The sequence below is a fragment of the Candidatus Symbiopectobacterium sp. 'North America' genome (assembly GCF_015762685.1).
Classification (GTDB): Bacteria; Pseudomonadota; Gammaproteobacteria; order Enterobacterales; family Enterobacteriaceae; genus Symbiopectobacterium.
The window spans coordinates 102,608-129,531 of sequence record NZ_PEHF01000095.1 but is presented as its reverse complement, the minus strand read 5'-3'; the positions used below and the strand labels follow the sequence as shown (position 1 = coordinate 129,531).

The following is a 26,924-nucleotide window of genomic DNA, read 5'->3' as shown; positions in this document are numbered from 1 at the left end:
CAGGCTTATTCGGTACGTCCCATTTGGGGCGTACTGCGGCTGACGCGCCGAAACAGTGTCAGCAACGTTTTCACCTGTTCATCCAGCGGTGCCAGCGCCCGCCGGACAATCAGGTGCAGCGGCGTGGCGCAGCGCGTGCCGTGCCGTAATGCCAGCTTTTTTAACATTCCCGACGCCAGCGGTGCCGTAATCCACTCTTCCGGCAACCAGCCATAACCAACCTGATGCATTACCGCTTCAATCGCCGATTCTACGGTGGAGAACGTCCAATATTCAGTGGCCGCCGTTACCGCCAATGGCATGCTGTTTTCCCGAGAAGCAATTCGTACCAGCGGATAGCGCAACAGCGTTTCTTCACGTAACGGTGCAGGGAGTTGATGCAACGGGTGATCGCGGTGTGCCACGGCAACAAAATCGATGTTCATCAGCCATTCGCCCCGCCCCATCATATCTTCACGCCGCGTCAGTACAGCCACATCGGCATCCACGTCCCAGGATTGGTTCTCCAGTATCTCCGTCAGATGGAGATGGGTATCAGGATGCAACTGCTGAAATTCACGTAAGATGGCAAACAGCGTCTCACGGGGAAATACGTTATCGACCACCAGATCGAGACGCGTACGCACCCCTTTTTTAAGCGTGCCGCCTGCGTTTCCACATAATGAAACGCATTCAGTAGCGGCCTGACCTGCGCCAGCAGCAGCGCGCCGGCAGGGGTTATCTCCGCTTTGCGCCCTTTAGCTTCCAGCAATGCCACACCAAGGCGCTCCTGAAGCAGCGCCAGATTGTAGCTCACCGAAGACTGGCTGCGGTGCGTGGCCTGCGCCGCACGGGCAAAGCTGCCCAGCTCAATCACCTTATCCAGCAAGAACCATTGTTCCAGCGTTGTCTTGTGCATAATCAATCTACATTTTGGATGAATTAGATGAAAAATCAGCGTTATTAATTCACAGAGTGACGCAATATGATCCTGACATCAAGAACAAAAGGAGCAGGACCATGAGTACATTTGATAAGCACGATCTCAGCGATTTTGTCGGCAAACATCTGGTTTATACCTACGATAATGGCTGGAACTATGAGATTTACGTGAAGAACGACCACACGCTTGATTACCAAATTCACAGCGGCATCGTCGCTAACCGTTGGGTCAAGGATCAGTTTGCCCACAGCGTTTATAAAATTTCGTGGACGGAACCGACGGGCACCGATGTCAGCCTGATCGGGAATCTGGGCGATCTCCTGTTCCACGGCACCATCTTCTTCCCGCGTTGGGTTATCAACGATCCGCAAAAAATCGTGTGCTTTCAAAACGATCATATCCCGACCATGGAAGCCTATCGCGCTGCTGGCCCGGCCTACCCAACGGAAGTGATCGACGAGTTTGCCACCATTACTTTTGTGCGTGATTGCGGCCCCGATAACGAAAGCGTGATCGCTTGCCCGGCCAGCGAACTGTCGGCCAATTTTCCTGAAAATCTGAAGTAACCGATACCGCAGTCACGTAAGGAAAGTCATGAAAATAAAACAGATTGCCTTGATTGGCGCGATGGTGACAGGCATTGCCTCCACGTCCGCTAATGCTGCCCCACAGCAACTCCCCGGCTACACTCCCGGTGCCGAAGTCATTGAAATCCCAGTAGTCCGTGGACAAGTCGATACGCTCAGCAACGTCGTTTACTCACAAATCAAAAGTACACGCTCAGTGCGCCAACTGAAAATGTCTTTGTTGGTGCCTCGCACGAATGTCTTGAAACCGGCCATTGTCTACTTCCCAGGCGGCGGCCTGATTTCAGCCGACTGAGATGCGTCTGGCGCTGGCACAAGCCGGTTTTGTCGTTGCGGCAGCAGAATATCACGTAGTACCGGACACCTTTCCCGCGCCGGTGGTCGATGGTAAAGCTGCCATGCGCTATCTGCGCGCGCATGCCGCAGAATACGGCATTGATCCGCAGCGTATCGGCGTTTTAGGGGATTCTGCTGGCGGGTATTTGGCACAAATGCTAGGCACTACAAATGGTGAGAAAGCCTTCGATAAAGGAGAATATCTCGATCAAAACTCAGATGTGCAAGCTGTTGTAACCCTTTATGGTTTCTCGAATCTGCTCAACATCGGCGCTAGCTTCCCAGAGAATATTCAGGATGTACACCGCTCACCGGCGTCAATCGAAGCACTGCTGGTTAACGGTGCGGCCTTCCGCGATTTCCCCGGTACAAAGTGCTCAGTTGTTTAAGGCATTAAAACAGGGCGGAAATCCGGCAGAGTATGTGTTGCTGGAAAGGGCGAATCACGGCGATTTGCCGTGGTATCAAGAGCCGCTGATTCATCGTGTGGTGGAGTGGTTCAAACAGACGCTGAAGGTTTCTGCTGCCACACCTGCCGTGGCAACGCCAAGTAACCCAAACGCCAATCTGTAATACAAAACAAAGGAGAGCCATGCGCCCCCTTAGACCAATGGCAAAGTCACTTTACCCCTCGTCATCCTCGGCGAAAGCCGGGGATCTCTGTGAGAAGAAACGTGTTTCGTCGAGGGATTCCTGCCTGCGCGGGAATGACGGTGGTGGGCGGGAATGACAGTGGTGGCGGAAATGATGGAGGGCGTTGGGCTGTTTGTCAGCAACTTCAGGGGTCTACGCCCCCTTATCGTGCCGTTTTACTGCACCACCAACTGTCCGGTGGAACCACGATCTGCCATCTCCAGCGTGTGGCTATAGTAGAGGAACGGGAATGATGCCGATGACGATTGGGTGAAATAAACCAACAGTTCAGCATCGCCGTCCACCCACACCGTGTCTTTCCAGCCGCTTTGATCGGCAGCAGGAGCAGCGCCGTTGATGCTGCGCACCAGAAACATCGCCCCCTGAATGTGGAACGGCTGTGGTGAATCGGCGTGAACAATCCAGCGTTCACAGCGTCCTTCCTGCGTCTGTACATCCGTGCGCGTCATATCCCACATCGCACCGTTAATCCCCGGCAGGCTATCACCCAGACGGAACTCTCGCGTCCGACTGATATTGGCAGGCAGCACAATATCCGTCAGCAAACGGGCGGGAAGATTGTTCGTCACCAGTGGCAGCAAACCGGTGGGTTTTAACGTCAGTATCTGCGTTGACACCAGGATCCTGGAGGGCTCAAACAAGCCACGTAGTCGTTCCATCAACGTTGCCGCATCGCCTGCCGTCAAGGTCACTTCACCGCCCTGGGACATATCAATAAGAATTTCACGGCGTTCACCCGGCGCGGGGGAAACCTGATTCAGCGCCAACGGCAGCGGTAAAAAACCCAAATCGCTGGCGATAAGGTACATCGGGCGGCCGTCGCTCAGGCGCATCACGTAACGGCGCGCATTTGACGCATTCAGCAAACGCAGGCGCACCCAACCGCGTGAGACTTCGACAAACGGTTCTTGCACACCGTTTACCAGCAACGTATCACCGACGAAGCCTCCGCTACTGGGCGGGTTGTAGACCGGAACGCCAAAGTTATCCAGGCGCTTATCCTGAATAATCAGCGGAAAATCATCCACGCCGTAGTGATTCGGAATAGGCAGGCTCTTGCTGGTGCTGTCTTCTACCAGCCAAAGCCCGGCCAGCCCCTGATAAACGTGTGGTGCCATACGATTCGGCGTATTGGCGTGATACCAACAGGTAGCCGCCGCCTGCCGAATTGGTAACACAGGAGCCCAGTCGGTCCCCGGAGAGATCATACACCCAGCTCCGCCCATCAATGGGCCTGGCACCTGCAAGCCGCTGACGGTCATGGAGACTGGCTCATTCAGGCGGTTGCCGTAGATAAGTTTGACATCATCGCCGCTGAACACTTTTACCGTCGGGCCGAGGTAGCGTCCGTTAACGCCCCACACTGAGGTTCTACGGTCACCGGAAAACGCCCAGTGCGCGCGCTGCATGGTCAAAAAAAGCGGCTGCCCGCGGCGAGACTCCAACAGCGGCGGGATGGGTAGAGCATTTTGCTTACCCTTTGCCTGCGCCGTCGCAGGTAGCCCGCCCGCACACACCATAAGCCCCGATGCCTGAATAAACTGACGGCGGCTAAGTGACATAAAAACTCCGTAATCTTGCTAACCAACCGTGTACGCCCGCCAACGCAGAGGGCGTAAAAAACATTAACGCTTCGCCGCTTTCTCACGCTCAGCCACTTCAGCATTCAGTTCAACCAAACGCGCCGCCATCACATCATGACAATGCGCGGCCAGTTCTCGCACCTTCTCTTTACCGTATGCAGAGGCGTCAATCGGTGGCAGCATTTCAACGATAACATGACCGTTATTCCACCGGTTCAGTTTGACTTTATTGTGCGTGTCGGTCACAGAAATAGGCACAATCGGTACGCCTGCACTAATCGCGGCATAAAACGCCCCGGTCTTGAACGGCATTAGCCCACGACCACGGCTGCGCGTGCCTTCTGGAAACATCCAGACAGAAATATTGCGCTCTTTGATGTGTTGAACGACTTGCGCAATAGTGCCGTGCGCCTTGGCGCAGTTTTCTCTGTCAATCAGCAAGTTACCTGCCAGCCAGTAGAGCGGACCAAAGAACGGGATCCACACCAGGCTTTTTTTACCGACCGTAACCGTGCCAGGCTGCACCGCATTTGCCGCCGTCACCATATCGTAGTTGTTCTGATGGTTGGCAATGTAAATGCAGTTGCCATAGTTTCCCGCATCCGCAGGCACTCTGACTTCTACTTTTAGGCCAAACAGGGTCGAGAGCCGCCCAAACGCATGACCAAAAGTCGCCACGTGGCGCGGATTCTTCGGGCTAAACAGGCAGTAAATCGTACCGAACAGGCAAATCAGAATGGAAAGAATCACCACTACAACAAAACGGATAATGAATAACATAACGACCTCATAAGCCAACCGCCGCCGCTAGTATAGCGACTTCGGCATAAAACACACGGGTAATCCTTTGCCGTGGTACCCGCGCCATCGGGCAGGTAACAAAGGGGGAGATGCCTGATACCACCATCGGGTGATATCAGGCAGCGCATTACTCCTCGCTGTCATCCTTTGGCGCTGGAGGCGCATCAACCTCAATGCGGTCAATGTTTTGCAGCCCACGCAGCAGGGTGCCTTTACGGCCCCGCTCACCGTGATGTTCGCTTGCACGCACCACAATTTTGCGCTTACCGGAATACAGCTTCACCGTCGCTTGCGGCCACACCACCAACAGGAGAGCCAGGCGATCCTTGCCTTCCGCGAAGTCCGCCGAGGAGATGGAGATGATCTTGTTGCCTTTGCCTTTCGACAACTGGGGCAGATCGGACACCGGGAACACCAACACGCGACCCGCCGCAGTGACCGCCATCAGCAGGTCGTCTTCTCGCTCTATCACGATCGGTGCCAGCGCTTTGGTGTTGTCCGGCAGCGTGATCATCGCCTTACCGGCACGGTTGTGCGCCACCAGATCGTTGAACGTGCAAACAAACCCGTAGCCAGCATCGGACGCCATCAACAGGCGCTGTTCATCCGCGGCCATCAGCACATGCTCAATACTGGCACTCGGCGGCGGCGTCAGTTTGCCCGTCAGCGGTTCACCCTGACCGCGCGCCGATGGCAACGTTATCGGATCGAGCGCATAGCTACGTCCCGTTGAGTCGATAAACACCACCGGCTGGTTGCTCTTGCCGCGCGCGGCGGCGCGGAAGCTATCGCCCGCTTTAAAGCTCAACCCGGAAGGATCGATATCATGCCCTTTCGCGCTACGCACCCAGCCCATTTCTGACAACACGATAGTGACCGGTTCAGACGGTACGAAATCGTGCTCACTCATGGCCTTGGCTTCCGCACGCTCATGCAGCGGCGAACGGCGATCGTCGCCATACAATTCAGCATCCGACTGAATCTCTTTTTTCAGCAGGTTGTTAAGCTTGCATTCTGATGCCAGCAGCACCTGAAGCTGATCGCGCTCTTTTTCCAAATCGTGTTGCTCGCCACGGATTTTCATCTCTTCCAGGCGCGCCAAATGCCGCAATTTTAATTCCAGAATGGCTTCAGCCTGAGTATCACTCAGGCCATAGCGGCGCATCAGTTCCGCTTTGGGCTCATCCTCGGTGCGGATGATATGGATAACGTCATCAATGTTCAGGAACGCAATCAACAAACCTTGCAGAATGTGCAAACGCTTGAGCACTTTTTCCAGACGATAGTTAAGGCGGCGGCGCACTGTATCACGGCGGAACACCAGCCATTCGCTCAGGATCTCCACCAGCCCTTTCACGGCGGGACGGTTATCCAGACCGATCATATTCATGTTGATGCGGTAGCTTTTTTCCAGATCGGTGGTGGCAAACAGGTGGTTCATTACCTGATCGAGGTCGATCCGGTTAGATCGCGGCACCAGCACCAGACGCGTCGGATTTTCATGATCCGATTCATCGCGTAAATCATCGATCATCGGCAGCTTTTTCGCTCGCATTTGGCTGGCGATCTGCTCTAACACTTTCGCCCCCGAGACCTGATGTGGCAACCCAGTGATCACCACTTCGCCGTCTTCTTTCTTCCACAAGGCACGCATCCGCACGGAACCACGCCCCTGCTCATAGACGCGCCGCAGCTCATCACGCGGCGTGATGATTTCAGCTTCAGTGGGAAAATCCGGCCCTTGGACGAACTGCAACAGATCGTCGAGCGATGATTCCGGTTTTTCCAGCAGCGCAACGGCGGCGGCCGCCACTTCGCGCACGTTATGCGGCGGGATATCCGTCGCCATCCCGACCGCAATGCCGGTGGTGCCGTTAAGTAAAATGTTGGGCAAACGCGCAGGCAACATTTTCGGCTCCTGCAAGGTGCCGTCAAAGTTGGGCTGGTACTCGACGGTGCCTTGCCCCAACTCCCCCAGCAGCACTTCGGCATATTTGGAGAGACGCGATTCGGTATAACGCATCGCCGCAAAGGATTTCGGATGGTCCGGTGCCCCCCAGTTCCCTTGACCGTCCACCAGCGGATAGCGGTAAGAGAAAGGCTGCGCCATCAGCACCATTGCTTCATAGCAGGCGCTGTCACCGTGCGGATGGTATTTCCCCAGCACGTCCCCCACGGTACGAGCGGATTTTTTAAACTTGGCGCTGGCGCTCAATCCCAATTCCGACATCGCATACACGATGCGGCGTTGCACCGGCTTAAGGCCATCACCAATAAAAGGCAGCGCCCTGTCCATGATGACGTACATGGAGTAGTTCAGGTACGCATTTTCTGTAAACATATGCAGCGCAAGACGTTCTGCGCCGTCATGAGTTATCTCACTCATCGATAATCCTTACGCGGTGACTCAATGATCATGCCAAAACAGGTCATCTAAAAGGCTTAGTTCCCGCAACGCACGCGGTAATGTATGCGCAGATAGTACAGCATCTTGCCAGCCACTGTCACAAACCTCAGGTGTCTTCCTCCCTTAACACTTCATCAATCGTCGTTGAGTTCCTGCATTAAGAAATCTTAATGCCGCAATTGTTGTGATAATGATTATCATTTAGCTATACACGGCATCCTACCGCACCTATGACAATATCGGCACTGCCATTTTTACGAACCCAAACCATCGCGAACCCAAGAGCTCTATCATGTTAAATCATAAGAATATGAATAACATTTTGCTGACCGGCGTCCTGTCCGGCTTGGCATTTGGTGCCAATGCGGCGCAAAGCGCGCAGGGCAAATCGGATACTGCCCAGAAAGAGTCCCAGGACACCATGACGGTACTTTCTCCCCGCGTGGAGCGAGAAGCGGGCACGAAAACCACCCTTACAGCCAACGACCTCTTGAAAGAAGGTGGTAATACCTTCGGCAATATAATGCGCTATCAGCCGCTGGTGAGCGCACCGGGTGTCAGCGCCGGGGCTACCGCAGGCAAAAGCAGCTACGATCGCGGTGGCTACAGCGGCTACAACATTCACGGGCTGGAAAACAATCGCGTCTCTATCGATATCGATGACGTTGAACTTCCCGCAGGGACGCGGTACTTCAACGCCAAGCGGTCGCGTTCAGGCAGGCAGCACCGTTATCGGCCGCGGTGATTACCTAGATCCCTACCTGTACGGCTCGGTTGATATCGCCTCCGGTGCTACCGACGTGTCTAACAGCAATAATGCCTTTGGCGGCTCGGTTTCATTTATGCCTAAATCGCCGGATAACTTCCTCAGCAGCGATAAACACAGCTATTTTGGCTATCAGGTCGGGTATGACTCCGCCGATCGCAGTTTCCACAACGGGATTACCGCCGCTGGCGGTGACGACACCCTGCGAGGCGTGGTGGTCTACAGCCGCCGTGACGGTAATGAAACCGAAAATCACAGTGATGCTACCATCAACAGCAATCCGGTCAACTGGCACTCCAACGCTGTGCTGGCCTCTGGTATCTGGCAGACAACCGACCTGCACCAGCTAACCGGCACCGTGGAGTATTACGAGAAGTTTAACCACAGCAACTTCCCCACCTGGAATGTCAGCGCCTCTGGCAGTTCTTCTCGTGATGGCAGCACCTCATTTCAGGACAGCAAAACGCGCCGCTGGGGCGTGAGCGTTGCCGATCTGTATACGCCAACTGACGGGTTGCTGTTTGACAGCCTGAACGGCAAACTGTTCTTTAGCAAAACCGAAGCCCACGACTACACCATCAGCAATGCTGCGTCACCGACTCAGGTGTGGAGCGGCTACGATACCAACACCCTTGGGCTGGAAAGCAAAGCGACCAAAGAGTGGCGTAATCATCGATTTAGCTATGGTGTAAACATTCGCCAGTCTGAATCCGAAAGACCGCTGACAGCACAAAACATTGTGGCAGATGGGCTACCTATTCAATTGGGCCGCCCTCAAGCAGACAGCAAAATCATTAATGCTGGTGCTTTTGTGCAGGATAAGATGACCTGGGATGTGGCTGGGCGCGATTTCTCAGTGATCCCTGCGGTGCGTTTCGCCTGGCAACACGCCAAGCCAGAAAATATCGATAACCTGTTTACCAATATTAATGGCAACGTAACGGCAAATAACACTGCCAATATGTACGGCACCAACTCTGACGGCCAGATCTTGCCTGCGCTGACCTTCCAGTACAATCTGAAACCGGATCTGCTGGCCTATGTTCAGTATAAGCGCGGCGCTCAGTTCCCGAACGCCGGGCAACTGTATGGTGCCTGGTCCTTGGGTTATATGGGCACCTCAAGCTCTTATGCCACGATCGGCGATCCTAATCTGAAAACCGAAACCAGCGATAACTATGAGCTGGGGCTGAAAGGCCGTATTGTGGACGGGGTAACGCTTAGCGCTGCCGCATTCTATAACGATTACAAAAACTTTATCGCCAATGGCTACTATCGCCGTGCAGGAAATCCCGACCTGTTTGCCAATCTGCCAAACACCATCAGTACCCTCTATCTCACCGAAAACCGCGATAAAGCCTATATCTACGGTGGCGAGCTGAGTGCACGTTTCGAACTGGGCACCTGGTTTGAACAGGCCAAAGGGTTCAGCGCCCGTCTGGCTTACGGCTATACCCAGGGTGCCTCGAAATCCAGCGCCTCCGGTGACCGCTACGTCAATCTCGATACCGTCACGCCACAAAAAGCCGTGGTTGGGCTGGCCTATGACGATCCGAGCAACACTATGGCGCTGCGTTGATCACCACCTTTACCAAAGGAAAAACCGCCGATTATGCCGCAGGCCGTAAACGCGTGGGCAACGGTAATGTGCTTGGCTCCGACAATTACACCTTTTATGCGCGTGCCGGGCTATGGTTTGGTGGATTTGACCGCGTACTATCGCATTACCAAAAACGTGCGCGTCAACGGCGGTATTTACAACCTGACTGACCGTAAATATTGGGATTACCAGAACAGCCGCAACATTGAGGCACCGACCAATACCGATCCCAATAACGCACATTATTACGATCAGCAGTTGTCCATTGCACCGGGACGCACCTTCCAATTGGGCATGAGCGTCGATTTCTAATCAGCGTGTTTATTGCGTGAAGTGAGATAAACGCAAAACGCGTCCTTGTCAGGGCAGGAAAGCCGATACGTTGGTTTTACTGCCCTTTTTACTTATTGGTTGCCTGACTCACGGGGCATAACATCCTTGATTTATTGACTGCCAGTCAAGAGTGTTGTGCCATTACCCCCGTTTTTCATCCTAAGTCTGCGCACTACACTGCCTTACTTTCATTAAGCAATCGGGATCATCGTCACCATGCAAAACATTCTGCTGATCAACGCCAGCAAATACTTTGGTCACTCTAAGGGCCAATTGAACAACACGCTCGCGAATTTTACCGCCACCTTGCTTAGCGAACAGGGCCATAACGTAGAGGTGACTCACGTCGATCAGGGCTACAATCTGGACGAGGAGGTACAGCGCTTTCTGTGGGCAGACACCGTCATTTATCAAATGCCGGGATAGTGGATGGACGTGCCGTGGATCCTGAAGAAATACGTCGATGAGGTGTTTACTCACGGTCACGGATCGCTGTATGCCAGCGATGGCCGCACCCGCTCAGACGCCAGCAAAAAATACGGTTCCGGCGGTCTGCTGCAAGGGCGGAATTATATGCTGTCCCTGACTTGGAACCCGCTGTTGGAAGCCTTTACCGATCTCGACGAGTTCTTTCACGGTGTCGGTGTTGATGGCGTTTACCTGCCGTTCCACAAAGCCAACCAGTTTATCGGCCTGTCGCCGCTGCCGACCTTTATCTGCAATGATGTGATCAAGCAACCAGAGGTGGATCGCTATCTGGCTGAATGCCTAGAACATTTGACCCGCGTATTCGCCTGAACACCACCTAAAGCAACTGGTGCGCCATCTTCTCGCTGAGAAAATCGAGAAAACAGCTGATACGCGCCGTCAGCTTGGTGTTGCGGTATTAAACCGCGTTCACCGGCATGCGCGTTTCAATCGTCTGTTGCGCCAACACCGGCACTAATCGTCCGCTTTTCTGATCGTCCTGTGTCATAAAATCAGACAAGCGGACGATCCCCTCCCCGCGCAGCGCCAGTTGGCGCAGCGTTTCACCGCTCGAGGCCACCAGCGCGGGTTTGATGCGGTACAACTCACCGTTGGCTTTACGCACCGGCCAGACATTGAGCGCATCCACATGGGTGAAACCGAATAATACGTGATTATCCAGCGCTTCTACGGTCTGCGGCACGCTGTGGCGTTGCAAATAATCGGGGCTGGCCAAGATCCGCGTGCGCGTGCTGCCCAGCAAACGGGCATGGATACTGGAATCCCGCAGGGTGTCAATGCGGATTGCAATGTCAGTATGCTGCTCCAGTAAATCAATAAAGACGTCATCGGTGTTCAGTTGTAGCTGAATATGCGGGTAAATGTGGCGAAATTCAGGGATAAGGGGCAACAATGGCATGTTGCATAAACGGGAACGCAGCATTAACACGCAACGTACCACAGGGCTGCTCACGCCCGACGGCCATCGACTCTTCTGCCTGTTCAACTGACGCGATCCCTTCACGCGCCTGCGCCAAAAACAGCTCGCTTTCCTGTGATAACGCCAGACGGCGTGTGGTACGGTGCAACAGCGTAGTATCCAACTTGGTTTCCAGCCGACGCAGCGCACGACTGATACCGGAGGCTGTCTGCCCCAACTGCTCTGCCGCTGCCGTAATCGACCCGCTGTCGATGACCACTACAAACGCTTGCAACTCTTCCAGCGTGACTTTCATCGCTTCTCGCTGCCGTTTCTCTGCCTCAGATAACGTCATCATAACCGGTTATTTTAATAAATAAAAAAAACCTGGTCGGCACGTCCCCAGCCAAAAAGTTAATCAAAATCACAAAACATTAACGCAAAAAATTTTCGTATTGCGCATTGTTTTGCGCAAATGCTACACCATTTGCAAGGCGCACTATTTCATCAAGGGAAAACTGACGCAATGAGCAGCAACACCACACTGAACGCACAGTTAGATGCCCTGATAGCAGGCACTATCGGCCTGAAAGACGGAGGCCGTTTTCATGAGCCCAACCTGGATGGTACGCCGGGAGATTATATCTCTTTCAACCGTAAGGAATGGCCGCAGGGCGTGGGCCTGTACGGTCTATTCCGCCTGTGGTATCACGGCTGGAGCTTTGCGCAAAAGAGCAATTTTGCGCAAGCCCGCTGGGCGCGTGGCAACGCGTGGATCACCGTTGGAATTCTCGACCTGCTGGAGATTGCCCCTATCGACAACGGTGTGCGTCTCTATCTGTTGGAGTGCCTCAACGCGCAGGTGAACACCCTGATCGATCTGCAAGCCGAAAGCGGTGCCTGACATACCCTGTTGGACCACCCTGACAGTTACGAAGAGATTTTCGCTACCGCCGGTTTTGGCTACGGCTTGCTGAAAGGCGCACGCCTGGGCTTGGGTGATGAACGCTGGCTGGCGGCGGGGGAAAAAGCGTTACAGGCAGTGCGCCAGAATATCGATGTGCAAGGCACGGTGCAGAATGTCTCGTACGGTACTTGCATAGGGCGCACGCTTGATTTTTATAAAGAGATACCGCTGCAACCCACCGCCTACGGGCAGTCGCTTGCCATATTGTGTTTAAGTGAAGGCATCCGTATTGCGGAATAAATGATCTAAACGCATTGTGATCCGGGGAATAATAAATGAACACTAACAAGATGTATCGCCGCGCTTTGCAACAGGGTGACGCGATTCGTTACTGGCACTATTCCGATATCGTCAGCCAACGTTATGACGTACCCGATGTTCCCATGCAGGGTGACATGGACCCGTTTTTCTTCCTGAGTAAAAAGAAAAACTTCATTCCGCATACCTATCCTTGCCGGGTAGACTTCCAGCAGCGCTATCTGGAGAAGAAACCACAGCCGTTCGGCGCGTTCGAGCTGACGCGATGGTGGTTCCCCTTCGGCTCTGACCGCGTAGACCTTTCTGGTTTCTGGTTCCGCCCTACCCGCATCGGTGCCTGGACACAAACCTGGCTGGAAGCCGAAACCGCCGGTGAGGTGACCCTGCGTTTCACCACCTGCGGCGGCGGTATTGTGCAGGTTAATGGCGAAGATGTCGCCTGGAGCGCCGCCTACCAGCGCAATCTGGAAAACGCCATTGAGGTCACAGTTTCCTTAACATCAGGGCTAAACGATGTTAGGGTCTGGTTTGACGATCTAGCAGAACGGGATATTCGCTTTTTCTTCCAACTCGATTACGTGGCGGGCATACCGGTTAATGTGGCGCTGATCTCACCGATTGCTGCACAGGGAGTCGCTGAAATGGAGACGCTATTGGAAGGGATGTCCTTCGAATACTCCGCCTACAGCCACGGGGATATCAACCTCTGCTTCCCTGCGCCTGCGACCCGGCCGCTGACCATCGCCTGCCGCGTACTGGGCGATTTTATTTCGCTGGATAGACCTATTGAGTTGGAAACTGAATTGCGTCCGGGCCAACAGATAGCGCGTATCGCCAATACGGCGCAGCTCCCAGCGGATTTCCGCAACTTCGTGATTACGCTCTCCAGCGGAGAGTTATCAATAAGCCGCACCCTTGGCGTCGAGATTTGTCATGCCACCGCGCAGCAGGTTGTGCCAGAGACCTTAGCCGCGCGTATTGCCGAAGCGCTGCACACGGTCGCCACGCAAGGGAGTACAGCAGTGTTAAAGCGTTGGCCAGACTGGCCTGCGGCATGGCCGATGAGGAAACCCACGCCATGCTGGAAGGGGTATTGCCTTCGGTGCTGGATTGTCATGACTGTGCCGATTTCACGCTGGTGCCGTTGCTGTGGTGCCGCATCGCCTGGGGTGATGCCATCGCACCGGCCACCCGGGAAAAAATCGATGCCGCCATTCTGCATTTCCGCTACTGGATGGATGAACCGGGCAACGACGTGCAGTGGTACTTCTCGGAAAACCATGCGCTGCTGTTTCACACTGCCGCCTATCTGGCGGGTAGCTTTTTCCCACAGGCCACGTTCATGCGTGCCAACCGCAGCGGGAACCAGCAGGCTGCCGCCGGCAAGCAGCGGGTGCTCGATTGGCTCACCCATTTTGAATCCTGCGAGATGGCCGAGTGGAACTCTGCCCCCTATTTCCCAGTGTATTTGAAAGGGTTGACCGCGTTGGCCGCGCTTTCTCCCGACGCCGATATTGCCGCACGCAGCCGCCGCGCTATCCAGCGGTTGATTGAGCAAATCGCCCACTCCTGTCATCAGGGCATGCTGACCGCCTCTCAGGGACGCTCTTACGAACACACGCTGCGCGCCGGACGCTCATTGGAGCTGGCCGCAATTTCCCGCCTGCTGTGGGGCAAAGGCAACTACGGCTGCCGCTTCCACGCTTTGCCGCAGTTGGCGCTACTGCTGCGCGACCACGGTTTGACCCTCGATCCGGCACTGGCTTAGGTTGCGGTATGGCAGAAAGCGACGGCGCAAGAGTGGTGCTTTGCCCAAGGGGCTAACCGCATCGCCAAACTGTACCACTACAAAACCAACGGGCTCCATTGCTGGTTATCGCTGAGGCGAATGGGGATATAAGGAGACGCCGTTGCATCTGCGCATTGGTGATATTCCCGAAGCGCAGGTGTGGATCAACCATCCCGGCGAAACCATACACGGCGGATTCGGCAGACCCTCCTACTGGGGCGGTTGCGGTACGCTACCGCGCGTCCAGCAATATCGTGGGCTAGTGGTGCTGACTTTCACCCCCCACGAAGGGCAACCGACGTTCACCCACGCCTGGCTGCCGCAGCATATTTTTAGCGATGTGCGTATCAACCCTTAGCGCATCGCGTTGCAAAGTGAAACTGGCATGGCGCTGTTGTTCGGCTCTCAGTCTTTCCACATTGTGGAAACCGGCCCGACGCGCCACTGTGAAGTACAGCAGCACGGCAAAACAACCACCTGGCTGGTGCGTCTGAATGATGCCGCAGACATTCAATCGCTGGACAGCTTTACGCAGACTTTCGCTGATCTCACCGTGCAACACGAGGCCGATGACACCCTGCGCGTCCTCGATCCGGTCTACGGTGAAGTGCGCTTTCTGCCGGATGGCCGCGTGGAGGCGCAAGGCCGCACCCTTGACCCCGATGTCTGGAGCGTGGCTGGTACGCACTGCGAGCTGACGCTCTAGCCTTTTTTCATCACGCAATACCACTCTACCCTAACCATCAACCGCTCAGGCCACTGGCCTGAGCTGGAGAATCACTATGGACACTCAAGTTAGCCAAAAAGAAGCTGCTGTCCCTCACGGCGACAGCCAAACCACCGCCAGCTCGCCTCCCAAAGGCCGCTATCGCTGGACTATCTGCTCGATGCTGGTGTTCGCCACCACGGTGAACTACATGGATCGCCAACTGCTCGGGTTGCTGGCACCAATGCTGCAAAAAGATATCGGCTGGACGCAAATGGAGTACAGTTGGCTGGTCAACGCCTTCACCATTGCCTACGGCGCGGGCACCCTGATTTGCGGCCACGTCATTGACAAGTTTGGCACCAAGATCAGCTACGCCGTGGCGATGGTGGTCTGGAGCGCCGCCGCCATGTTGCACGCTGCGGTCGGCACCGTGGCCGGGTTTGCCATTGTGCGCGTCATCCTTGGACTGGGGGAATCGGCCAACTTCCCGGCGGCGATGAAAGTCATCGCCGACTGGCACCCCAAGAAAGAGCGCACGCTGGCTACAGGGATTCTGGGCGTCGCCGTTAACCTTGGCGTCGTCGTCTCTCCCGCTTTGATTCCGTTTATCGCCATTCATTGCGGCTGGCACGGGGCGTTTCTGATTCTTGGCGCGGTGGGTTTTGTCTGGATTATCCCGTGGTTTTTCCTGTTTGGCAAACCGCAAGATAAAGCCTCTGCCGAGGAACTAGCCTGGATCCGTCAGGACAAAGAAGAGCACGTCAGCGTTGAATCCATCAAATGGACGCACCTGCTGCGCTACCGTCAACTCTGGGCCTTTGCGCTGGGCAAGATGCTGACCGATCCCATCTGGTGGTTCTTCCTGTTCTGGCTGCCAAAATGGCTGAACGAAACCCGTGATATCAATATGGCCGGATTGGGTGTGCCGTTGATCATGATCTATCTGTTTGCCATTGGTGGCAGTCTGGGCGCAGGCTGGTTGCCCGGCAAGCCGATGAATATGGGATTCAGCGCGGCGAAAGCGCGCAAAACCACCATGTTGATTTGCGCCTGTGCGGTCATACCGATTTTTGCCGCTACGCAGGTGGAAAGCCTGTGGCTGGCCGTTGCCCTCGTCGGGTTGGCTGCTGCTGCACACCAGGGCTGGTCAGCAAACTTGCTGACGTCAGTGTCCGATCTGTTCCCCAACGCGGCGGTGGGTTCGGTCGTCGGCATCGGCAGCACCTTTGGCATGATCGGCAGCGTGATTTTCTCCACGGTGATCGGTGCCGTACTCGAAGCATCAGGTAATTATTGGGCGCTGTTCGCCATCAGCTCCGTGGCCTATCTGGTCGCCTGGGGCGTCATGTACCAGCTGCTGATCCCCACTATGGAACGGGCGAAATTCAAATAACCGCGTAACACGCGCTATACCGCATCGACTCCTGCCAGCCCTCATGCCGTTGTTCAATGGTTCGCCGACCGGGATGGGTCAAAAACAGGATATCGCGATGCCCGTGTGACACCAGATAGTCAGCCGCCATCCGGGTTGCCGAGCGGTTACACGGCATCACGCTGGAGATCCGCATCAGCGGATCTTCGCTGTTCACCAGTACCGCAGATTTTTTCAGGTTTACTACAACGTCTAAAATCGCCGGATCGTCGACGGTAAGTGCCAGCATGCCGCCGATATCCTCCTGGTTGAGCAGATCGGTCAGCGTCTGCGTGCCCTTGTCGGACAGCGGATGGGTCACCAAATCCAGACCCAGCACCTTGGCGCACTCTTTCAGCCCTTGCAGCACATACCAACTGAATTGATAACGGTGGTAATCCAGCATCGCCACCTGAGAGACGGCCAGCACGATACGGGAGCCCCCATTTCCACGGCGGGGCTGTAGCGCACCGCCCGCGCCACTTCCAGTATCTGCGCGCGTAGCGCCTGGCTCACCCCTTTTTCACCGCTCAACGCACGAGACACAGTGTTTAACGACGTACCACAGCGCGCGGCGATATCTTCCAGCCGTACACGGCACGCACCGCCATCAAGTTTTTCTGTGCCACCCGAGTCTTTTTCGTGATTGTTTTTCATAATCTTACACAGTCATCAAGGATTAAGATGCACATTTACTCTACTGTGAAGCCATGAAGCCTGTCAGCGTCTTTCAGATTGATTTGTTAGTCTTTAACGTGAATAAGGAGAAAAATCGCTATGATCGAGACGGAAAGATTGATCCTGCGCCAATGGCGCGATGAAGATTACCCCATTTTTGCACAATTGAATGCCGACCCAACGGTAATGCTCTATTTCCCCGAGCTGATGACGCAAGAACAAAGCAATGCGCAGGCCGGCCGTATCAGCAGACATATTGCCAACAAGGGCTGGGGCTTCTGGGCCGTGGAATTGAAATCAAGCGGCGAATTTATCGGCTTTATTGGTTTGCATAAGCAGCAGGAAGAGAGCGGAATTCCTCATGCGCCGCTTATCGAAGCGGGCTGGCGCTTACAAGCGCGACACTGGGGAAACGGCTATGCCACGGAAGGAGCAAAACGCGTGATCCGTTATACCTTTGAGCAACTTGAGGCACCAGAAGTCTACGCCTATACCCCGCTGCAACATATGGCTTCACAGCGTGTGATGATAAAGGCAGGCATGACCAACACCGGTGAAGATTTTAATTATCCCAAAATACCGGTGGGTCATGCGCTGGAGCGGTTCTGTTTATACAAGATTGCGCGATAGCAGCATCACACCTCAATATCCGCCCGGTCGCCCTTCTCTTGCAGCCAGTTGCGGCGATCTTCCGAGCGTTTCTTCGCCAGCAACATATCCATCACCGCCAGCATTTCGTTCACATCGTCTTCGCTGATGGTAAGCTGCACCAGGCGGCGCGTATTGGGATCAAGCGTGGTTTCGCGCAGCTGTAGCGGATTCATCTCGCCCAACCCTTTAAAGCGTTGAACGTTAGGCTTGCCCTTCTTGCGCTTAAGCTGCTCCAACACGCCAGCTTTTTCTTCTTCATCCAGCGCGTAGTACACCTCTTTGCCCAGATCGATACGGTAGAGCGGAGGCATGGCGACATATACATGGCCGCCCGCGACCAAAGGGCGGAAATGGCGCACAAACAGCGCACACAGCAGCGTAGCGATGTGCAAACCGTCCGAGTCGGCATCCGCCAGAATACAGATTTTGCCATAGCGCAACTGGCTGAGATCGTCGCTGTCGGGATCCATACCGATTGCGACAGAAATATCATGCACTTCCTGCGAGGCCAGCACTTCATCGGAAGAGACTTCCCAGGTATTGAGGATCTTACCTTTGAGCGGCATGATGGCCTGAAACTCACGCTCACGCGCCTGCTTGGCGGAGCCGCCCGCAGAATCCCCTTCCACCAGGAACAGTTCGGTTTTATTCAAATCCTGTGAGGTGCAGTCCGCCAGTTTCCCCGGTAACGCCGGGCCGCTGGTCAATTTCTTGCGCACCACTTTTTTGGCCGCGCGCATGCGACGCTGGGCGCTGGAAATTGCCAATTCGGCCAGCATTTCAGCCGCTTGTACGTTCTGGTTAAGCCACAGACTAAACGCATCCTTCACCACGCCAGACACAAACGCGGCGCACTGACGCGAAGAAAGGCGCTCTTTGGTCTGCCCGGCAAACTGCGGATCCTGCATCTTCACCGACAGCACATAGGCACAGCGTTCCCAGATATCTTCGGCACTGAGTTTCACGCCGCGAGGTAGAATATTGCGGAATTCGCAAAACTCACGCATGGCATCCAGCAAGCCCTGACGCAGGCCGTTAACGTGCGTCCCGCCTTGTACCGTGGGGATCAGGTTGACGTAACTTTCCGTCAACAGTTCGCCCCCTTCCGGCAGCCACAGCAGCGCCCAGTCCACCGCTTCGGTATCGCCCACGATAGCGCCGATAAACGGTTTTTCCGGCAGCGTCGGCAAACCGTTAACCGCTTCGCACAGGTAGTCGTTCAGACCATTCTGATAGCACCAACGCTGTTTGGTATTGTTGACCTTGTCTTTAAACGTGATTTCCACACCGGGGCACAGCACCGCTTTGGCTTTCAATAAATGCGTCAGGCGCGAGACAGAAAAACGCGGGCTGTCAAAAAAGCTGGCATCCGGCCAGAAATGTACACGGGTACCGGTGTTGCGTCGCCCGCAGGTGCCGCTCACCGTTAGCGCTTGCAGCTTCTCGCCGTTTTCGAAGGCAATGTCGTAAACCTGCCCGTCGCGCCGCACGGTCACTTCCACTCGTGAAGATAACGCATTCACCACCGAGATGCCCACGCCGTGCAAACCACCGGAGAACTGGTAGTTTTTGTTGGAGAATTTCCCGCCGGCGTGCAGGCGACACAGAATCAGCTCAACGGCTGGCACCCCTTCTTCAGGGTGGATATCCACGGGCATGCCACGGCCATCGTCAATCACTTCAAATGACTGATCTTCATGCAGGATAACGTCAACACGGCGCGCATGGCCCGCCAGCGCTTCATCGACGCTGTTATCAATCACTTCCTGCCCCAAATGGTTGGGGCGTGTGGTATCGGTGTACATCCCCGGACGGCGGCGCACCGGTTCTAAGCCGCTGAGCACCTCAATGGCATCAGCGTTATAACTTGATTGACTCATATTCGCGTTAGTCGTTGTTTAAATGTGTAAAACGGAATGGTGCTGAGAGGGTGCACAGCCCGCAGGCCACGCATTGCCGCTGTCCGTGTCAGTAAGGGCAGTGCAGTACAGAACGGATCAATCGTCGCTCAATCCAAGGAAACGCACAATGGGGTCAAAATACTGTTCAAACCCAACAAAACTGTGGTTCCCACCCGATTCCACCGTCTGGCGACACGCCGTGTAATACGCCACAGCCTGCCGATAATCCAGCACTTCATCCCCTGTCTGGAGCAAACACCACAGTAAATCCGGCGCCTCGAGTGATTCAATCTGCATCACTTTCAGGTCGTAAATATGCCGAGACTCTAGCACATATTCTTCACCTGTATAGGGGTTACGATATTCGCCGAGATGTTCCAGCAACAGTTCGAAGGGTTTTACCGCCGGATTGACGACCACGGCGGGCAAGGTAAAACATTGCGACAACCAGGTGGCATAATAGCCGCCCAGCGATGACCCCACCAGGCCGATGGGATGCCCCGCACGCTCCATCACCAACGACTCCAACAGGTCGGCCGCCTCCGCCGGATAGGGCGGCAGTTGCGGCACCAGCATCTCTATCTGGGGATGGTGCTGCGCCAGCCATGCGGTCAGCGCCGTCGCTTTGGCCGATTTAGGCGTACTGTTGAAACCGTGGAGGTAGAGTAGCGTAGGCATTAATAGCCGTCCGAATTCATATCAGGCAAAAACTCGCTGCCGTTCAGGCGGTAAACGCGCGTCTCCAGCGAACCATCCGATAACAGATCCAAATAACGCCAGCCGGGCCCGACATCGTCAATGGTAAAGTTAGTGCAGTGCGGTTTGAACTGTACACAGGTGGAAGGCGTCGCCATCAGCCTGCGCCCGTTCCAGTCAAGATCCAGCTCCTGATGAATATGCCCGCACAGCACATTTTTCACCTGCGGATAACGCGCCAGCACCGCATCCAGATGGTGCGCATTACGCAGGCTGTGCTGATCGAGCCAGGTACAGCCTGAAGCCAGCGGATGGTGATGTAACAGCAACAGCGTATGACGCTCTGGAAAACGCAGCAGGCTGCGCTCCAGCCACTCGAGTTGATATTCACTCAACTCGCCGTGGGGCACGCCAAACACCTCGCTGTCTAACAAAATAATCTGCCAGGCATCGCCCAACAGCACGTGCTTGGAAGGCGCGATGCCTGCCTGTGCCAGCACATCCACCATCGCCGGCTGGAAATCATGGTTTCCCGGCAGCCATACGCAAGGTGCGGATAACTGCGCAATGCCGCGCGTGAAGTGGTGATAGGCCTCGTGCGAATGATCCTGAGCAAGATCTCCAGTTGCCACAATAAGGTCAACATCCTGCCCCTGCGCCTGAATGGCAGACAGCACGGCATGGTAACTAAGGTATGTGTTCACGCCGAGCAGTGTCTCATGCTCGCCGGCAAACAAGTGGGTATCGGTTATTTGTAAAATCCTGATTCTGGCCCCACTCGCCACAGGAACTTTCAGCAGACTTTCCAAAAAATAGTATCCTTGGTTACTGAAATTTGTCTAACAGACTGGAATCGGCATTTCGCGGTGCCGATGTAAAACCATGCGCCAGGCAGTACCTTAGCCAATCAGCAAGAAACTGATTAATTTGATGCTTTTCATCACGTTGATGCAATTTTTTATTCGGGTAATCATAACGTGTTTTAAAACGGTAGATCTGCTGACTGGCACACACTTCCGCAACCAGCGCGTCGTGGTAGAGTCGCACGCTCAACGTTGGCAGGCTCCAATAGCTGACGGCGGGCGCAATCTGCTGGATTTCAACCAATGAGGTATAACGCGTCGATTCCACTATCGTTAAGCGATAGCTTGCACTATTTACATGATAAACCGCACTTTCTCCGACTTCATCCTTTCGCGGCAATAAACGGCGTAATTGTGCGAAATTCATTTCGCACAGCCGCATCATGGCCGGAAAATCCGGGGTGTAGCGTTTCATCCGTTTACTCCGTCCACGCCTGTCTCAATTGCGTATGGTGCAACGCCAACCATTGCAGCGCAATGACAGACGCCGCGTTATCAATAATTCCACTTTCCACCCAGGCGTAGCTCTGTTCGCGGCTGACGACATGCACCCGAATGTCTTCATTCTCTTCGGCCAGACCGTGAATACCCTGTGCGGCACGGGCATCGACTTCGCCCACCATCACCGCCAGACGCTCACTGGTGCCACCCGGGCTCGCCAGATAGCTGATAATCGGTTTACAGCGTCCGACGTTGAGACCTGCCTCTTCCTGCGCTTCACGTCGCGCCACCGCTTCCAGAGATTCACCTGACTCAATCATGCCAGCCACCAGTTCAAACAGCCACGGGGTCGGACTGGTGTCATAAGCGGCAATGCGGATCTGTTCAATCAACACCACTTCGTCCCGTACCGGATCGTAGGGCAGCAGCACAACTGCATGACCACGCTCCAGAATTTCTCGGCTGACTTCACCGCTCATCTCACCGTTAAACAACCGATGACGAAAACGGTAGCGCTCGAGCGAAAAAAAACCATCGTACAGCGACTCTCGTGCAATAATTTCTACATCGTCTTTATGGAAAGTCGCCGGATGGGACGCAGACACAGCCATACCTCAACTCCTTGCGAGCAACAGCAGGTACGGGGATGTGTCTCATGTATCAAGATGGACATCATACTTGCGATGCTTTGTGATAAATTGGATTAATAGAACACCTATTTGACCAAACGTTAGGGTATGAGAGCAAATTAAACCCCCTAATGGGGTCGGTCAGGGGGAAGATGGCACGTTCAGCCAACTTATCCTATTGGCACATTCTGATAGAATCTGCCGGATTCGTTTTTTGACAGCGCTATCTCCGCTACATCGTTGCCTTAGCTGCACAACAAGGAATGCACATGAAGAAATTGCTCCCTCTTCTTATTGGTCTGAGCCTGAGCGGCTTTAGCGCCGTGGGTCACGCGGAAAATATGTTACAGGTCTATCAACAAGCTAAAACCACCAACCCGGATTTGCGCAGCTCGGCTGCCACCCGTGATGCCGCTTTCGAGAAAATCAATGAGGCTCGCAGTCCCCTGTTGCCACAACTCGGGCTCGGTGCCGACTACGGTTACACCAAAGGTTTTCGCGATAGCAATGGCGTGAACAGCAACGTTACCAGCGGTTCCTTGCAGTTGACCCAGACCCTGTTTGATATATCGAAATGGCGCGCTCTGACGCTGCAAGAAAAGCAGGCGGGCATTCAAGATGTGACCTACCAGACCGCACAGCAGTCATTGATCCTGGATACGGCCACGGCTTATTTCAACGTGCTGCGCGCCATTGACGCGCTCTCCTACGTTAACGCCCAGAAACAGGCCATTTACCGCCAGCTCGATCAAACCACTCAGCGCTTTAATGTCGGTTTGGTCGCTATCACCGACGTACAAAACGCCCGCGCGCAATATGACAGCGTATTGGCCAGCGAAGTCTCCGCTCGCAACACGCTGGATAACGCGCTGGAAAATCTGCGTCAGGTCAGCGGCAACTTCTATCCGCAACTGGCGGGGCTGAACATCACCCGTTTCTCCACCGAGAAACCGGGTGCTATCGCCACCTTACTGAAAGACGCGGAAAACCATAACCTGAGCCTGTTGTCCGCTCGCTTGAGCCAGGATCTGACGCGTGAGCAGATTCGTTCAGCGGAAACCGGTCATATGCCAACGTTGGATCTGACGGCTTCCTCCTGCGTCAGCAACACGCGTAACACCGGTTCCAATAATACCTCAAGGGATCTTGATGCAGGCCAAAACAAAATCGGCCTGTCATTAACCGTGCCGCTCTACAGCGGTGGTGCCACCAGCTCACGCGTAAAACAGGCACAGCACAGCTTTGTTAGCGCCAGCGAACTGCTGGAAAGCGCGCATCGCTCCGTGGTGCAGACTGTGCGCTCCTCGTTTAACAATATTTCTGCCTCGATCAGCAGCATCAACGCTTACAAACAGGCCGAAGTGTCAGCGCAAAGCTCCTTGGACGCGATGGAAGCGGGCTATCAGGTGGGTACTCGTACTATCGTCGACGTGTTGGATGCCACCACCACGTTATATAACGCTAAGCAGCAGCTTTCTAACTCGCGTTACGACTACCTGATCAACCAGTTGAATATCAAGTCAGCGTTGGGCACCTTGAATGAAAACGACTTGCAGACGCTGAACGGCGCGTTAGGTCAGGACGTTTCCACGTCACCAGTCTTTACTGACAACAGCGCGCCGGAGCCGAGAGCACCGCGCGGCTAATGACGTCGTCCCCGTCAGGCAGTTAACTACCTTAAGGAGATACCCAGCGTATCTCCTTTTTGTTTGACTCTGATTTATTCCAAGCCATCCAAGCGCGCAATAAAATGTATAGCAACGTAAAGAGCAGGCATTCTGACAGGCGTAATGCTTTAAATTCAGCCAGCCATCCCCTATGCTAATGCACACTTGGCACACCTTTGGCATTGACGCCTTACCCTTTGGGATAACCATATGAAACGTACAGAAAACATACAGAAGGACGCTTTCCGAAAAGGGTGGCGCTCCTATCGTCTGGCACCGATCGCGCTTGCGATCGGCACTGCATTTATTCTGGCCGGTTGCGAACAGACTGACGAAACTGTGTCGATGTATAAAAATGCGGATGACTGCTCGGCGGCGAACCCGTCCATGAGCGCGCAGTGCACCACAGCGTACAACAACGCACTGAAAGAAGCCGAAAAAACCGCACCGAAATACGCCAGCAAAGAAGACTGCGTCGCAGAATTTGGCGAAGCGCAATGTACGCCAGTACCTGCTCAGGCAGGCACCGCCGCTCAACCAACGCAAACCAGCAGTTCCTGGATGCCGCTGATGGCCGGTTACATGATGGGCCGCATGATGAGCGGTGGCGCAGGCTTTGCCCAACAGCCGCTGTTCTCTTCCCGCTCTCCGGCAAGCCCGGCCAACGGCCAGTTCGTTGACGCCAGTGGTAAAAGCTACGGCGCTGCCACCTCCGGTCGCACCGTTACGGTCCCCAAAACAGCACTAGCTCCTAAACCCGCGACCACTAACACCATCACCCGTGGTGGTTTTGGCGAAAGCGTCGCCAAGCAGACCAGTATGCAACGTAGCAGCGCCAGCATCGGTTCCAGCTCATCTTCTCGCAGTATGGGTGGCTAAGGGACATAAGCATGAAGCGCGTTGATATTGCCGAACGCCCAGATTGGCGTGAAAAGGCTACAGAGTTTGGTTTCAACTTTCACACCATGTACGGCGAGCCCTACTGGTGTGAAAATGCTTACTACCAGTTCACATTGGCGCAGATTGAAGAGCTGGAAGCGGCAACCGCAGAACTGCACCAGATGTGTCTGCAAGTGGTCGAGAAGGTGGTCAGCAGCGATGCATTGCTGACCAAATTCTGCATACCCAAGCACACCTGGGAATTTGTCAGAAGCTCATGGCGCAGCCTGCAGCCCTCGCTCTACTCGCGCCTCGATCTGGCCTATGACGGAAAAGGCCCGGCCAAACTGCTGGAAAACAATGCCGATACGCCGACATCGCTGTATGAAGCGGCCTTTTTTCAATGGTTATGGCTGGAAGATCATAAAGAAGCCGGTAAGCTACCGCAAAATGCCGATCAGTACAACAGCATTCAGGAAGCACTGATCGCCCGCTTTGAAGAGCTGCGCCTTAATCACGGCTTCGGCCTGCTGCATATGGCCTGCTGTCAGGATACCGAAGAAGATCGCGGTACGGTGCAGTACCTTCAGGATTGCGCGCTGGAAGCGGGCGTGCCCACGGAATTCCTCTACATGGAAGAGATTGGGCTGGGTGAAAAAGGCCAGTTCACCGATATGCAAAATCAGGTGATCGGCAACCTGTTCAAGCTCTACCCGTGGGAATTTATGCTGCGCGAAATATTTTCCACCAAGCTGGAAGATGCGGGCGTGCGCTTGCTGGAACCGGCCTGGAAAAGCATCATCTCCAACAAGGCGTTGCTGCCGATGCTATGGGAAATGTTCCCCAACCATCCCAACTTGCTGCCCGCCTATTTTGCCGATGACGACCACCAGCCACTCGACAGCTACGTGGTAAAACCGCTGTTCTCACGTGAAGGTGCCAATATTCAGATCGTGAAAAATGGGCAGCAGATCGCCGCTGTAGATGGCCCTTACGGCGAAGAAGGCAAGATAGTTCAGCAGTATCATCCACTGCCAACCTTTGGTGACAGCCATACGGTGATCGGCAGTTGGTTAGTCAACGATCAGCCGTGCGGTATTGGCTTGCGCGAAGATCGCGAACTGATCACTCAGGATCTGTCACGCTTTTACCCGCATATCATTCTGGACTGATTCTTACTGCCAGGAAAAGCCGCTTTATTCCCTTCGTCATCCTCGGCGAAAGCCGGGGATCTCTGTGAGAAGAAACGCGTTTCACTTGCCAGAGATTCCCGCCTGTGCGGGAATGACGAAGATAAGCGGGAATGACGGAAGTGGGCGGAAAGTGGCGGTTTTAGATAAGTTTGTCAGCAGCTTCAATCACCGGAAACGATAATTATTTAGTGGCACAATGCTAATATCATGATTTAATTGAATTAATTTCTGAGAAAATTAAAGAACACGCTCTCTTCGCCGATATTCAATAGCGTTATTTACTTCATGGAAAAAGGACTTTTATGAAAAAGCGATTTCTGTCTGCGCTGCTGCTTTGCGCCGTCAGCACTTTGTTTACCGCCCATGCCGCCAGCACCGCTTCTCTGCCTCCCGATGTAAAGGCCATCTACGATGAAGATACCGACCTGGTAAAACGCGCAGAGCAGGGTGATCTGGAAGCGCAGAACCGCCTGGCTTACAACCTGACCACCAGCGGTTCAGATAGCCCCTGGAAAGAAGGGTTTGTGTGGCTGAAACGCGCAGCGGACGGTGGGCATCTGCCCTCGCAGTTTGCGGTAGGCAAAACCTACTTTACCTCGAAAAGAATTCCACACGATCCTCAGCAGGGGCAGGCGTACCTGGCCAAAGCGGCCGATGCTAATTTACCCATCGCGCAAATGGCGCTGGCAAGCCTGCTCGCCGATGGCAAAGCGTTGAAGAAAGATGCTAAAGCATCAGCATTTTGGGCAAACCGCCTGCTGAATAATGCCAAAGCGTCCGAGAGCCACAAAAAAACAGCGCAGGTATTTTAGACTC

The 26,924-nt window shown here is 54.5% G+C and carries 22 protein-coding genes and 6 pseudogenes; 16 read left to right on the top strand and 12 right to left on the bottom strand.

Features of this window, described 5'->3' with window-relative positions:
• Positions 1-5: 5 nt before the first annotated feature.
• A pseudogene (locus CS369_RS20510) lies at positions 6-898 on the bottom strand (LysR family transcriptional regulator).
• 101 nt (positions 899-999) lie between these two features.
• On the opposite strand from CS369_RS20510, the gene CS369_RS20505 reads away from it, so the two are divergent.
• Both CS369_RS20505 and CS369_RS20500 read left to right on the top strand, forming a co-directional pair.
• The gene (locus CS369_RS20505; protein ID WP_196908494.1) at positions 1,000-1,488 is read left to right on the top strand and encodes a phenolic acid decarboxylase; all 489 of its coding nucleotides are present in this window, start codon (positions 1,000-1,002) and stop codon (positions 1,486-1,488) included.
• Between the two features lie 28 nt (positions 1,489-1,516).
• Positions 1,517-2,418 (top strand): annotated as a pseudogene (locus CS369_RS20500) (alpha/beta hydrolase).
• Between the two features lie 236 nt (positions 2,419-2,654).
• Here the strand turns inward: CS369_RS20500 and ftsP are convergent.
• From ftsP to parC, 3 genes are all read right to left on the bottom strand, one after another.
• Positions 2,655-4,061 carry a cell division protein FtsP gene (gene ftsP, locus CS369_RS20495; protein WP_196908493.1) on the bottom strand — a complete coding sequence of 469 codons (1,407 nt, stop codon included), beginning with the start codon at positions 4,059-4,061 and terminating at the stop codon, positions 2,655-2,657.
• Between the two features lie 63 nt (positions 4,062-4,124).
• Positions 4,125-4,862, bottom strand: a complete 738-nt coding sequence (locus CS369_RS20490) for a 1-acylglycerol-3-phosphate O-acyltransferase (RefSeq protein ID WP_196908492.1) — start codon at positions 4,860-4,862, stop codon at positions 4,125-4,127.
• 148 nt (positions 4,863-5,010) lie between these two features.
• Entirely contained in the window at positions 5,011-7,269 is a 2,259-nt protein-coding gene (gene parC / locus CS369_RS20485) for a DNA topoisomerase IV subunit A (RefSeq protein ID WP_196908491.1), read from the bottom strand.
• Between the two features lie 313 nt (positions 7,270-7,582).
• On the opposite strand from parC, the gene CS369_RS24150 reads away from it, so the two are divergent.
• The 3 genes and pseudogenes from CS369_RS24150 to CS369_RS20475 all read left to right on the top strand — a co-directional run bounded on the left by CS369_RS24150 (position 7,583) and on the right by CS369_RS20475 (position 10,787).
• Positions 7,583-8,035 carry a TonB-dependent receptor plug domain-containing protein gene (locus CS369_RS24150; protein ID WP_244665140.1) on the top strand — a complete coding sequence of 151 codons (453 nt, stop codon included), beginning with the start codon at positions 7,583-7,585 and terminating at the stop codon, positions 8,033-8,035.
• Positions 7,950-9,968: pseudogene (locus CS369_RS20480) on the top strand (TonB-dependent receptor domain-containing protein). The gene CS369_RS24150 and the pseudogene CS369_RS20480 overlap by 86 nt, the downstream one beginning before the upstream one ends.
• Positions 9,969-10,205: 237 nt before the next feature.
• Positions 10,206-10,787 (top strand): annotated as a pseudogene (locus tag CS369_RS20475) (NAD(P)H-dependent oxidoreductase).
• Between the two features lie 7 nt (positions 10,788-10,794).
• On the opposite strand, the pseudogene CS369_RS20470 reads toward CS369_RS20475, so the two are convergent.
• Positions 10,795-11,692, bottom strand: a pseudogene (locus CS369_RS20470) (LysR substrate-binding domain-containing protein).
• 159 nt (positions 11,693-11,851) lie between these two features.
• Between CS369_RS20470 and CS369_RS20465 the strand changes: the two are divergent.
• The 6 genes and pseudogenes from CS369_RS20465 to CS369_RS20455 all read left to right on the top strand — a co-directional run bounded on the left by CS369_RS20465 (position 11,852) and on the right by CS369_RS20455 (position 16,492).
• Positions 11,852-12,583: pseudogene (locus CS369_RS20465) on the top strand (glycoside hydrolase family 88 protein).
• A gap of 35 nt (positions 12,584-12,618) precedes the next feature.
• A complete protein-coding gene (locus tag CS369_RS24145; protein WP_244665139.1) occupies positions 12,619-14,073 on the top strand; it encodes a hypothetical protein in 1,455 nt (484 codons plus the stop codon).
• Positions 14,031-14,369, top strand: coding sequence for a hypothetical protein (locus CS369_RS24140; protein WP_244665138.1), 339 nt, complete (start codon positions 14,031-14,033; stop codon positions 14,367-14,369). The genes CS369_RS24145 and CS369_RS24140 overlap by 43 nt, the downstream gene beginning before the upstream one ends.
• A gap of 142 nt (positions 14,370-14,511) precedes the next feature.
• Positions 14,512-14,748 (top strand): hypothetical protein, encoded by a 237-nt coding sequence (locus CS369_RS24135; RefSeq protein WP_244665137.1) that lies wholly within the window; start codon positions 14,512-14,514, stop codon positions 14,746-14,748.
• Positions 14,749-14,775: 27 nt separating this feature from the next.
• A complete protein-coding gene (locus CS369_RS24130) occupies positions 14,776-15,096 on the top strand; it encodes a hypothetical protein (protein WP_244665136.1) in 321 nt (106 codons plus the stop codon).
• A gap of 76 nt (positions 15,097-15,172) precedes the next feature.
• The gene (locus CS369_RS20455; RefSeq protein WP_196908490.1) at positions 15,173-16,492 is read left to right on the top strand and encodes an MFS transporter; all 1,320 of its coding nucleotides are present in this window, start codon (positions 15,173-15,175) and stop codon (positions 16,490-16,492) included.
• Here CS369_RS20455 and CS369_RS20450 read toward each other — a convergent pair.
• Positions 16,485-16,940 (bottom strand): hypothetical protein, encoded by a 456-nt coding sequence (locus tag CS369_RS20450; RefSeq protein WP_244665135.1) that lies wholly within the window; start codon positions 16,938-16,940, stop codon positions 16,485-16,487. The two genes, CS369_RS20455 and CS369_RS20450, sit on opposite strands and share 8 nt — an antisense overlap.
• Complete coding sequence (locus CS369_RS24125; RefSeq protein WP_244665134.1) at positions 16,865-17,167, bottom strand: LacI family DNA-binding transcriptional regulator; 303 nt, start codon at positions 17,165-17,167, stop codon at positions 16,865-16,867. Before CS369_RS24125 ends, CS369_RS20450 begins: the two co-directional genes overlap by 76 nt.
• A 120-nt stretch (positions 17,168-17,287) precedes the next feature.
• Here CS369_RS24125 and CS369_RS20445 point away from each other — a divergent pair, with 120 nt between their 5' ends.
• Positions 17,288-17,818: a GNAT family N-acetyltransferase gene (locus tag CS369_RS20445; RefSeq protein ID WP_196908489.1), complete on the top strand. Its 531-nt coding sequence runs from the start codon at positions 17,288-17,290 to the stop codon at positions 17,816-17,818.
• A gap of 5 nt (positions 17,819-17,823) precedes the next feature.
• Here the strand turns inward: CS369_RS20445 and parE are convergent, their stop codons facing one another.
• From parE to nudF, 5 genes are all read right to left on the bottom strand, one after another.
• On the bottom strand, positions 17,824-19,719 hold the full coding sequence (gene parE, locus CS369_RS20440; protein WP_196908488.1) for a DNA topoisomerase IV subunit B: 1,896 nt from the start codon (positions 19,717-19,719) through the stop codon (positions 17,824-17,826).
• A 117-nt stretch (positions 19,720-19,836) separates the two neighbouring features.
• Positions 19,837-20,418, bottom strand: a complete 582-nt coding sequence (yqiA, locus tag CS369_RS20435) for an esterase YqiA (RefSeq protein WP_196908487.1) — start codon at positions 20,416-20,418, stop codon at positions 19,837-19,839.
• Positions 20,418-21,245: a 3',5'-cyclic-AMP phosphodiesterase gene (gene cpdA, locus CS369_RS20430; protein WP_196908486.1), complete on the bottom strand. Its 828-nt coding sequence runs from the start codon at positions 21,243-21,245 to the stop codon at positions 20,418-20,420. Before cpdA ends, yqiA begins: the two co-directional genes overlap by 1 nt.
• Before the next feature lie 16 nt (positions 21,246-21,261).
• A complete protein-coding gene (locus CS369_RS20425) occupies positions 21,262-21,714 on the bottom strand; it encodes a DUF1249 family protein (RefSeq protein ID WP_196908485.1) in 453 nt (150 codons plus the stop codon).
• A 4-nt stretch (positions 21,715-21,718) separates the two neighbouring features.
• Complete coding sequence (nudF, locus tag CS369_RS20420; protein ID WP_196908484.1) at positions 21,719-22,351, bottom strand: ADP-ribose diphosphatase; 633 nt, start codon at positions 22,349-22,351, stop codon at positions 21,719-21,721.
• A gap of 287 nt (positions 22,352-22,638) precedes the next feature.
• Between nudF and tolC the strand changes: the two genes are divergently transcribed.
• The 4 genes from tolC (at position 22,639) to CS369_RS20400 (ending at position 26,920) form a co-directional block, all read left to right on the top strand.
• Positions 22,639-24,015 (top strand): outer membrane channel protein TolC, encoded by a 1,377-nt coding sequence (gene tolC, locus CS369_RS20415; protein ID WP_196908483.1) that lies wholly within the window; start codon positions 22,639-22,641, stop codon positions 24,013-24,015.
• Between the two features lie 231 nt (positions 24,016-24,246).
• On the top strand, positions 24,247-24,915 hold the full coding sequence (locus tag CS369_RS20410) for a DUF1190 family protein (RefSeq protein WP_196908482.1): 669 nt from the start codon (positions 24,247-24,249) through the stop codon (positions 24,913-24,915).
• 11 nt (positions 24,916-24,926) lie between these two features.
• Positions 24,927-26,087, top strand: a complete 1,161-nt coding sequence (locus tag CS369_RS20405; RefSeq protein ID WP_196908481.1) for a glutathionylspermidine synthase family protein — start codon at positions 24,927-24,929, stop codon at positions 26,085-26,087.
• Between the two features lie 323 nt (positions 26,088-26,410).
• Positions 26,411-26,920 (top strand): tetratricopeptide repeat protein, encoded by a 510-nt coding sequence (locus CS369_RS20400; protein WP_196908480.1) that lies wholly within the window; start codon positions 26,411-26,413, stop codon positions 26,918-26,920.
• Positions 26,921-26,924 lie beyond the last annotated feature (4 nt).

What these genes read in the sequence shown, in the direction of transcription:
- CS369_RS20505 (WP_196908494.1), top strand. Translation starts at nt 1,000, where the DNA reads ATGAGTACATTTGATAAGCACGATCTCAGCGATTTTGTCGGCAAACAT.
- ftsP (WP_196908493.1), bottom strand. Translation starts at nt 4,061, where the DNA reads ATGTCACTTAGCCGCCGTCAGTTTATTCAGGCATCGGGGCTTATGGTG.
- CS369_RS20490 (WP_196908492.1), bottom strand. Translation starts at nt 4,862, where the DNA reads ATGTTATTCATTATCCGTTTTGTTGTAGTGGTGATTCTTTCCATTCTG.
- parC (WP_196908491.1), bottom strand. Translation starts at nt 7,269, where the DNA reads ATGAGTGAGATAACTCATGACGGCGCAGAACGTCTTGCGCTGCATATG.
- CS369_RS24150 (WP_244665140.1), top strand. Translation starts at nt 7,583, where the DNA reads ATGTTAAATCATAAGAATATGAATAACATTTTGCTGACCGGCGTCCTG.
- CS369_RS24145 (WP_244665139.1), top strand. Translation starts at nt 12,619, where the DNA reads ATGAACACTAACAAGATGTATCGCCGCGCTTTGCAACAGGGTGACGCG.
- CS369_RS24140 (WP_244665138.1), top strand. Translation starts at nt 14,031, where the DNA reads ATGGCCGAGTGGAACTCTGCCCCCTATTTCCCAGTGTATTTGAAAGGG.
- CS369_RS24130 (WP_244665136.1), top strand. Translation starts at nt 14,776, where the DNA reads ATGGCGCTGTTGTTCGGCTCTCAGTCTTTCCACATTGTGGAAACCGGC.
- CS369_RS20455 (WP_196908490.1), top strand. Translation starts at nt 15,173, where the DNA reads ATGGACACTCAAGTTAGCCAAAAAGAAGCTGCTGTCCCTCACGGCGAC.
- CS369_RS24125 (WP_244665134.1), bottom strand. Translation starts at nt 17,167, where the DNA reads ATGAAAAACAATCACGAAAAAGACTCGGGTGGCACAGAAAAACTTGAT.
- CS369_RS20445 (WP_196908489.1), top strand. Translation starts at nt 17,288, where the DNA reads ATGATCGAGACGGAAAGATTGATCCTGCGCCAATGGCGCGATGAAGAT.
- parE (WP_196908488.1), bottom strand. Translation starts at nt 19,719, where the DNA reads ATGAGTCAATCAAGTTATAACGCTGATGCCATTGAGGTGCTCAGCGGC.
- yqiA (WP_196908487.1), bottom strand. Translation starts at nt 20,418, where the DNA reads ATGCCTACGCTACTCTACCTCCACGGTTTCAACAGTACGCCTAAATCG.
- CS369_RS20425 (WP_196908485.1), bottom strand. Translation starts at nt 21,714, where the DNA reads ATGAAACGCTACACCCCGGATTTTCCGGCCATGATGCGGCTGTGCGAA.
- nudF (WP_196908484.1), bottom strand. Translation starts at nt 22,351, where the DNA reads ATGGCTGTGTCTGCGTCCCATCCGGCGACTTTCCATAAAGACGATGTA.
- tolC (WP_196908483.1), top strand. Translation starts at nt 22,639, where the DNA reads ATGAAGAAATTGCTCCCTCTTCTTATTGGTCTGAGCCTGAGCGGCTTT.
- CS369_RS20410 (WP_196908482.1), top strand. Translation starts at nt 24,247, where the DNA reads ATGAAACGTACAGAAAACATACAGAAGGACGCTTTCCGAAAAGGGTGG.
- CS369_RS20405 (WP_196908481.1), top strand. Translation starts at nt 24,927, where the DNA reads ATGAAGCGCGTTGATATTGCCGAACGCCCAGATTGGCGTGAAAAGGCT.
- CS369_RS20400 (WP_196908480.1), top strand. Translation starts at nt 26,411, where the DNA reads ATGAAAAAGCGATTTCTGTCTGCGCTGCTGCTTTGCGCCGTCAGCACT.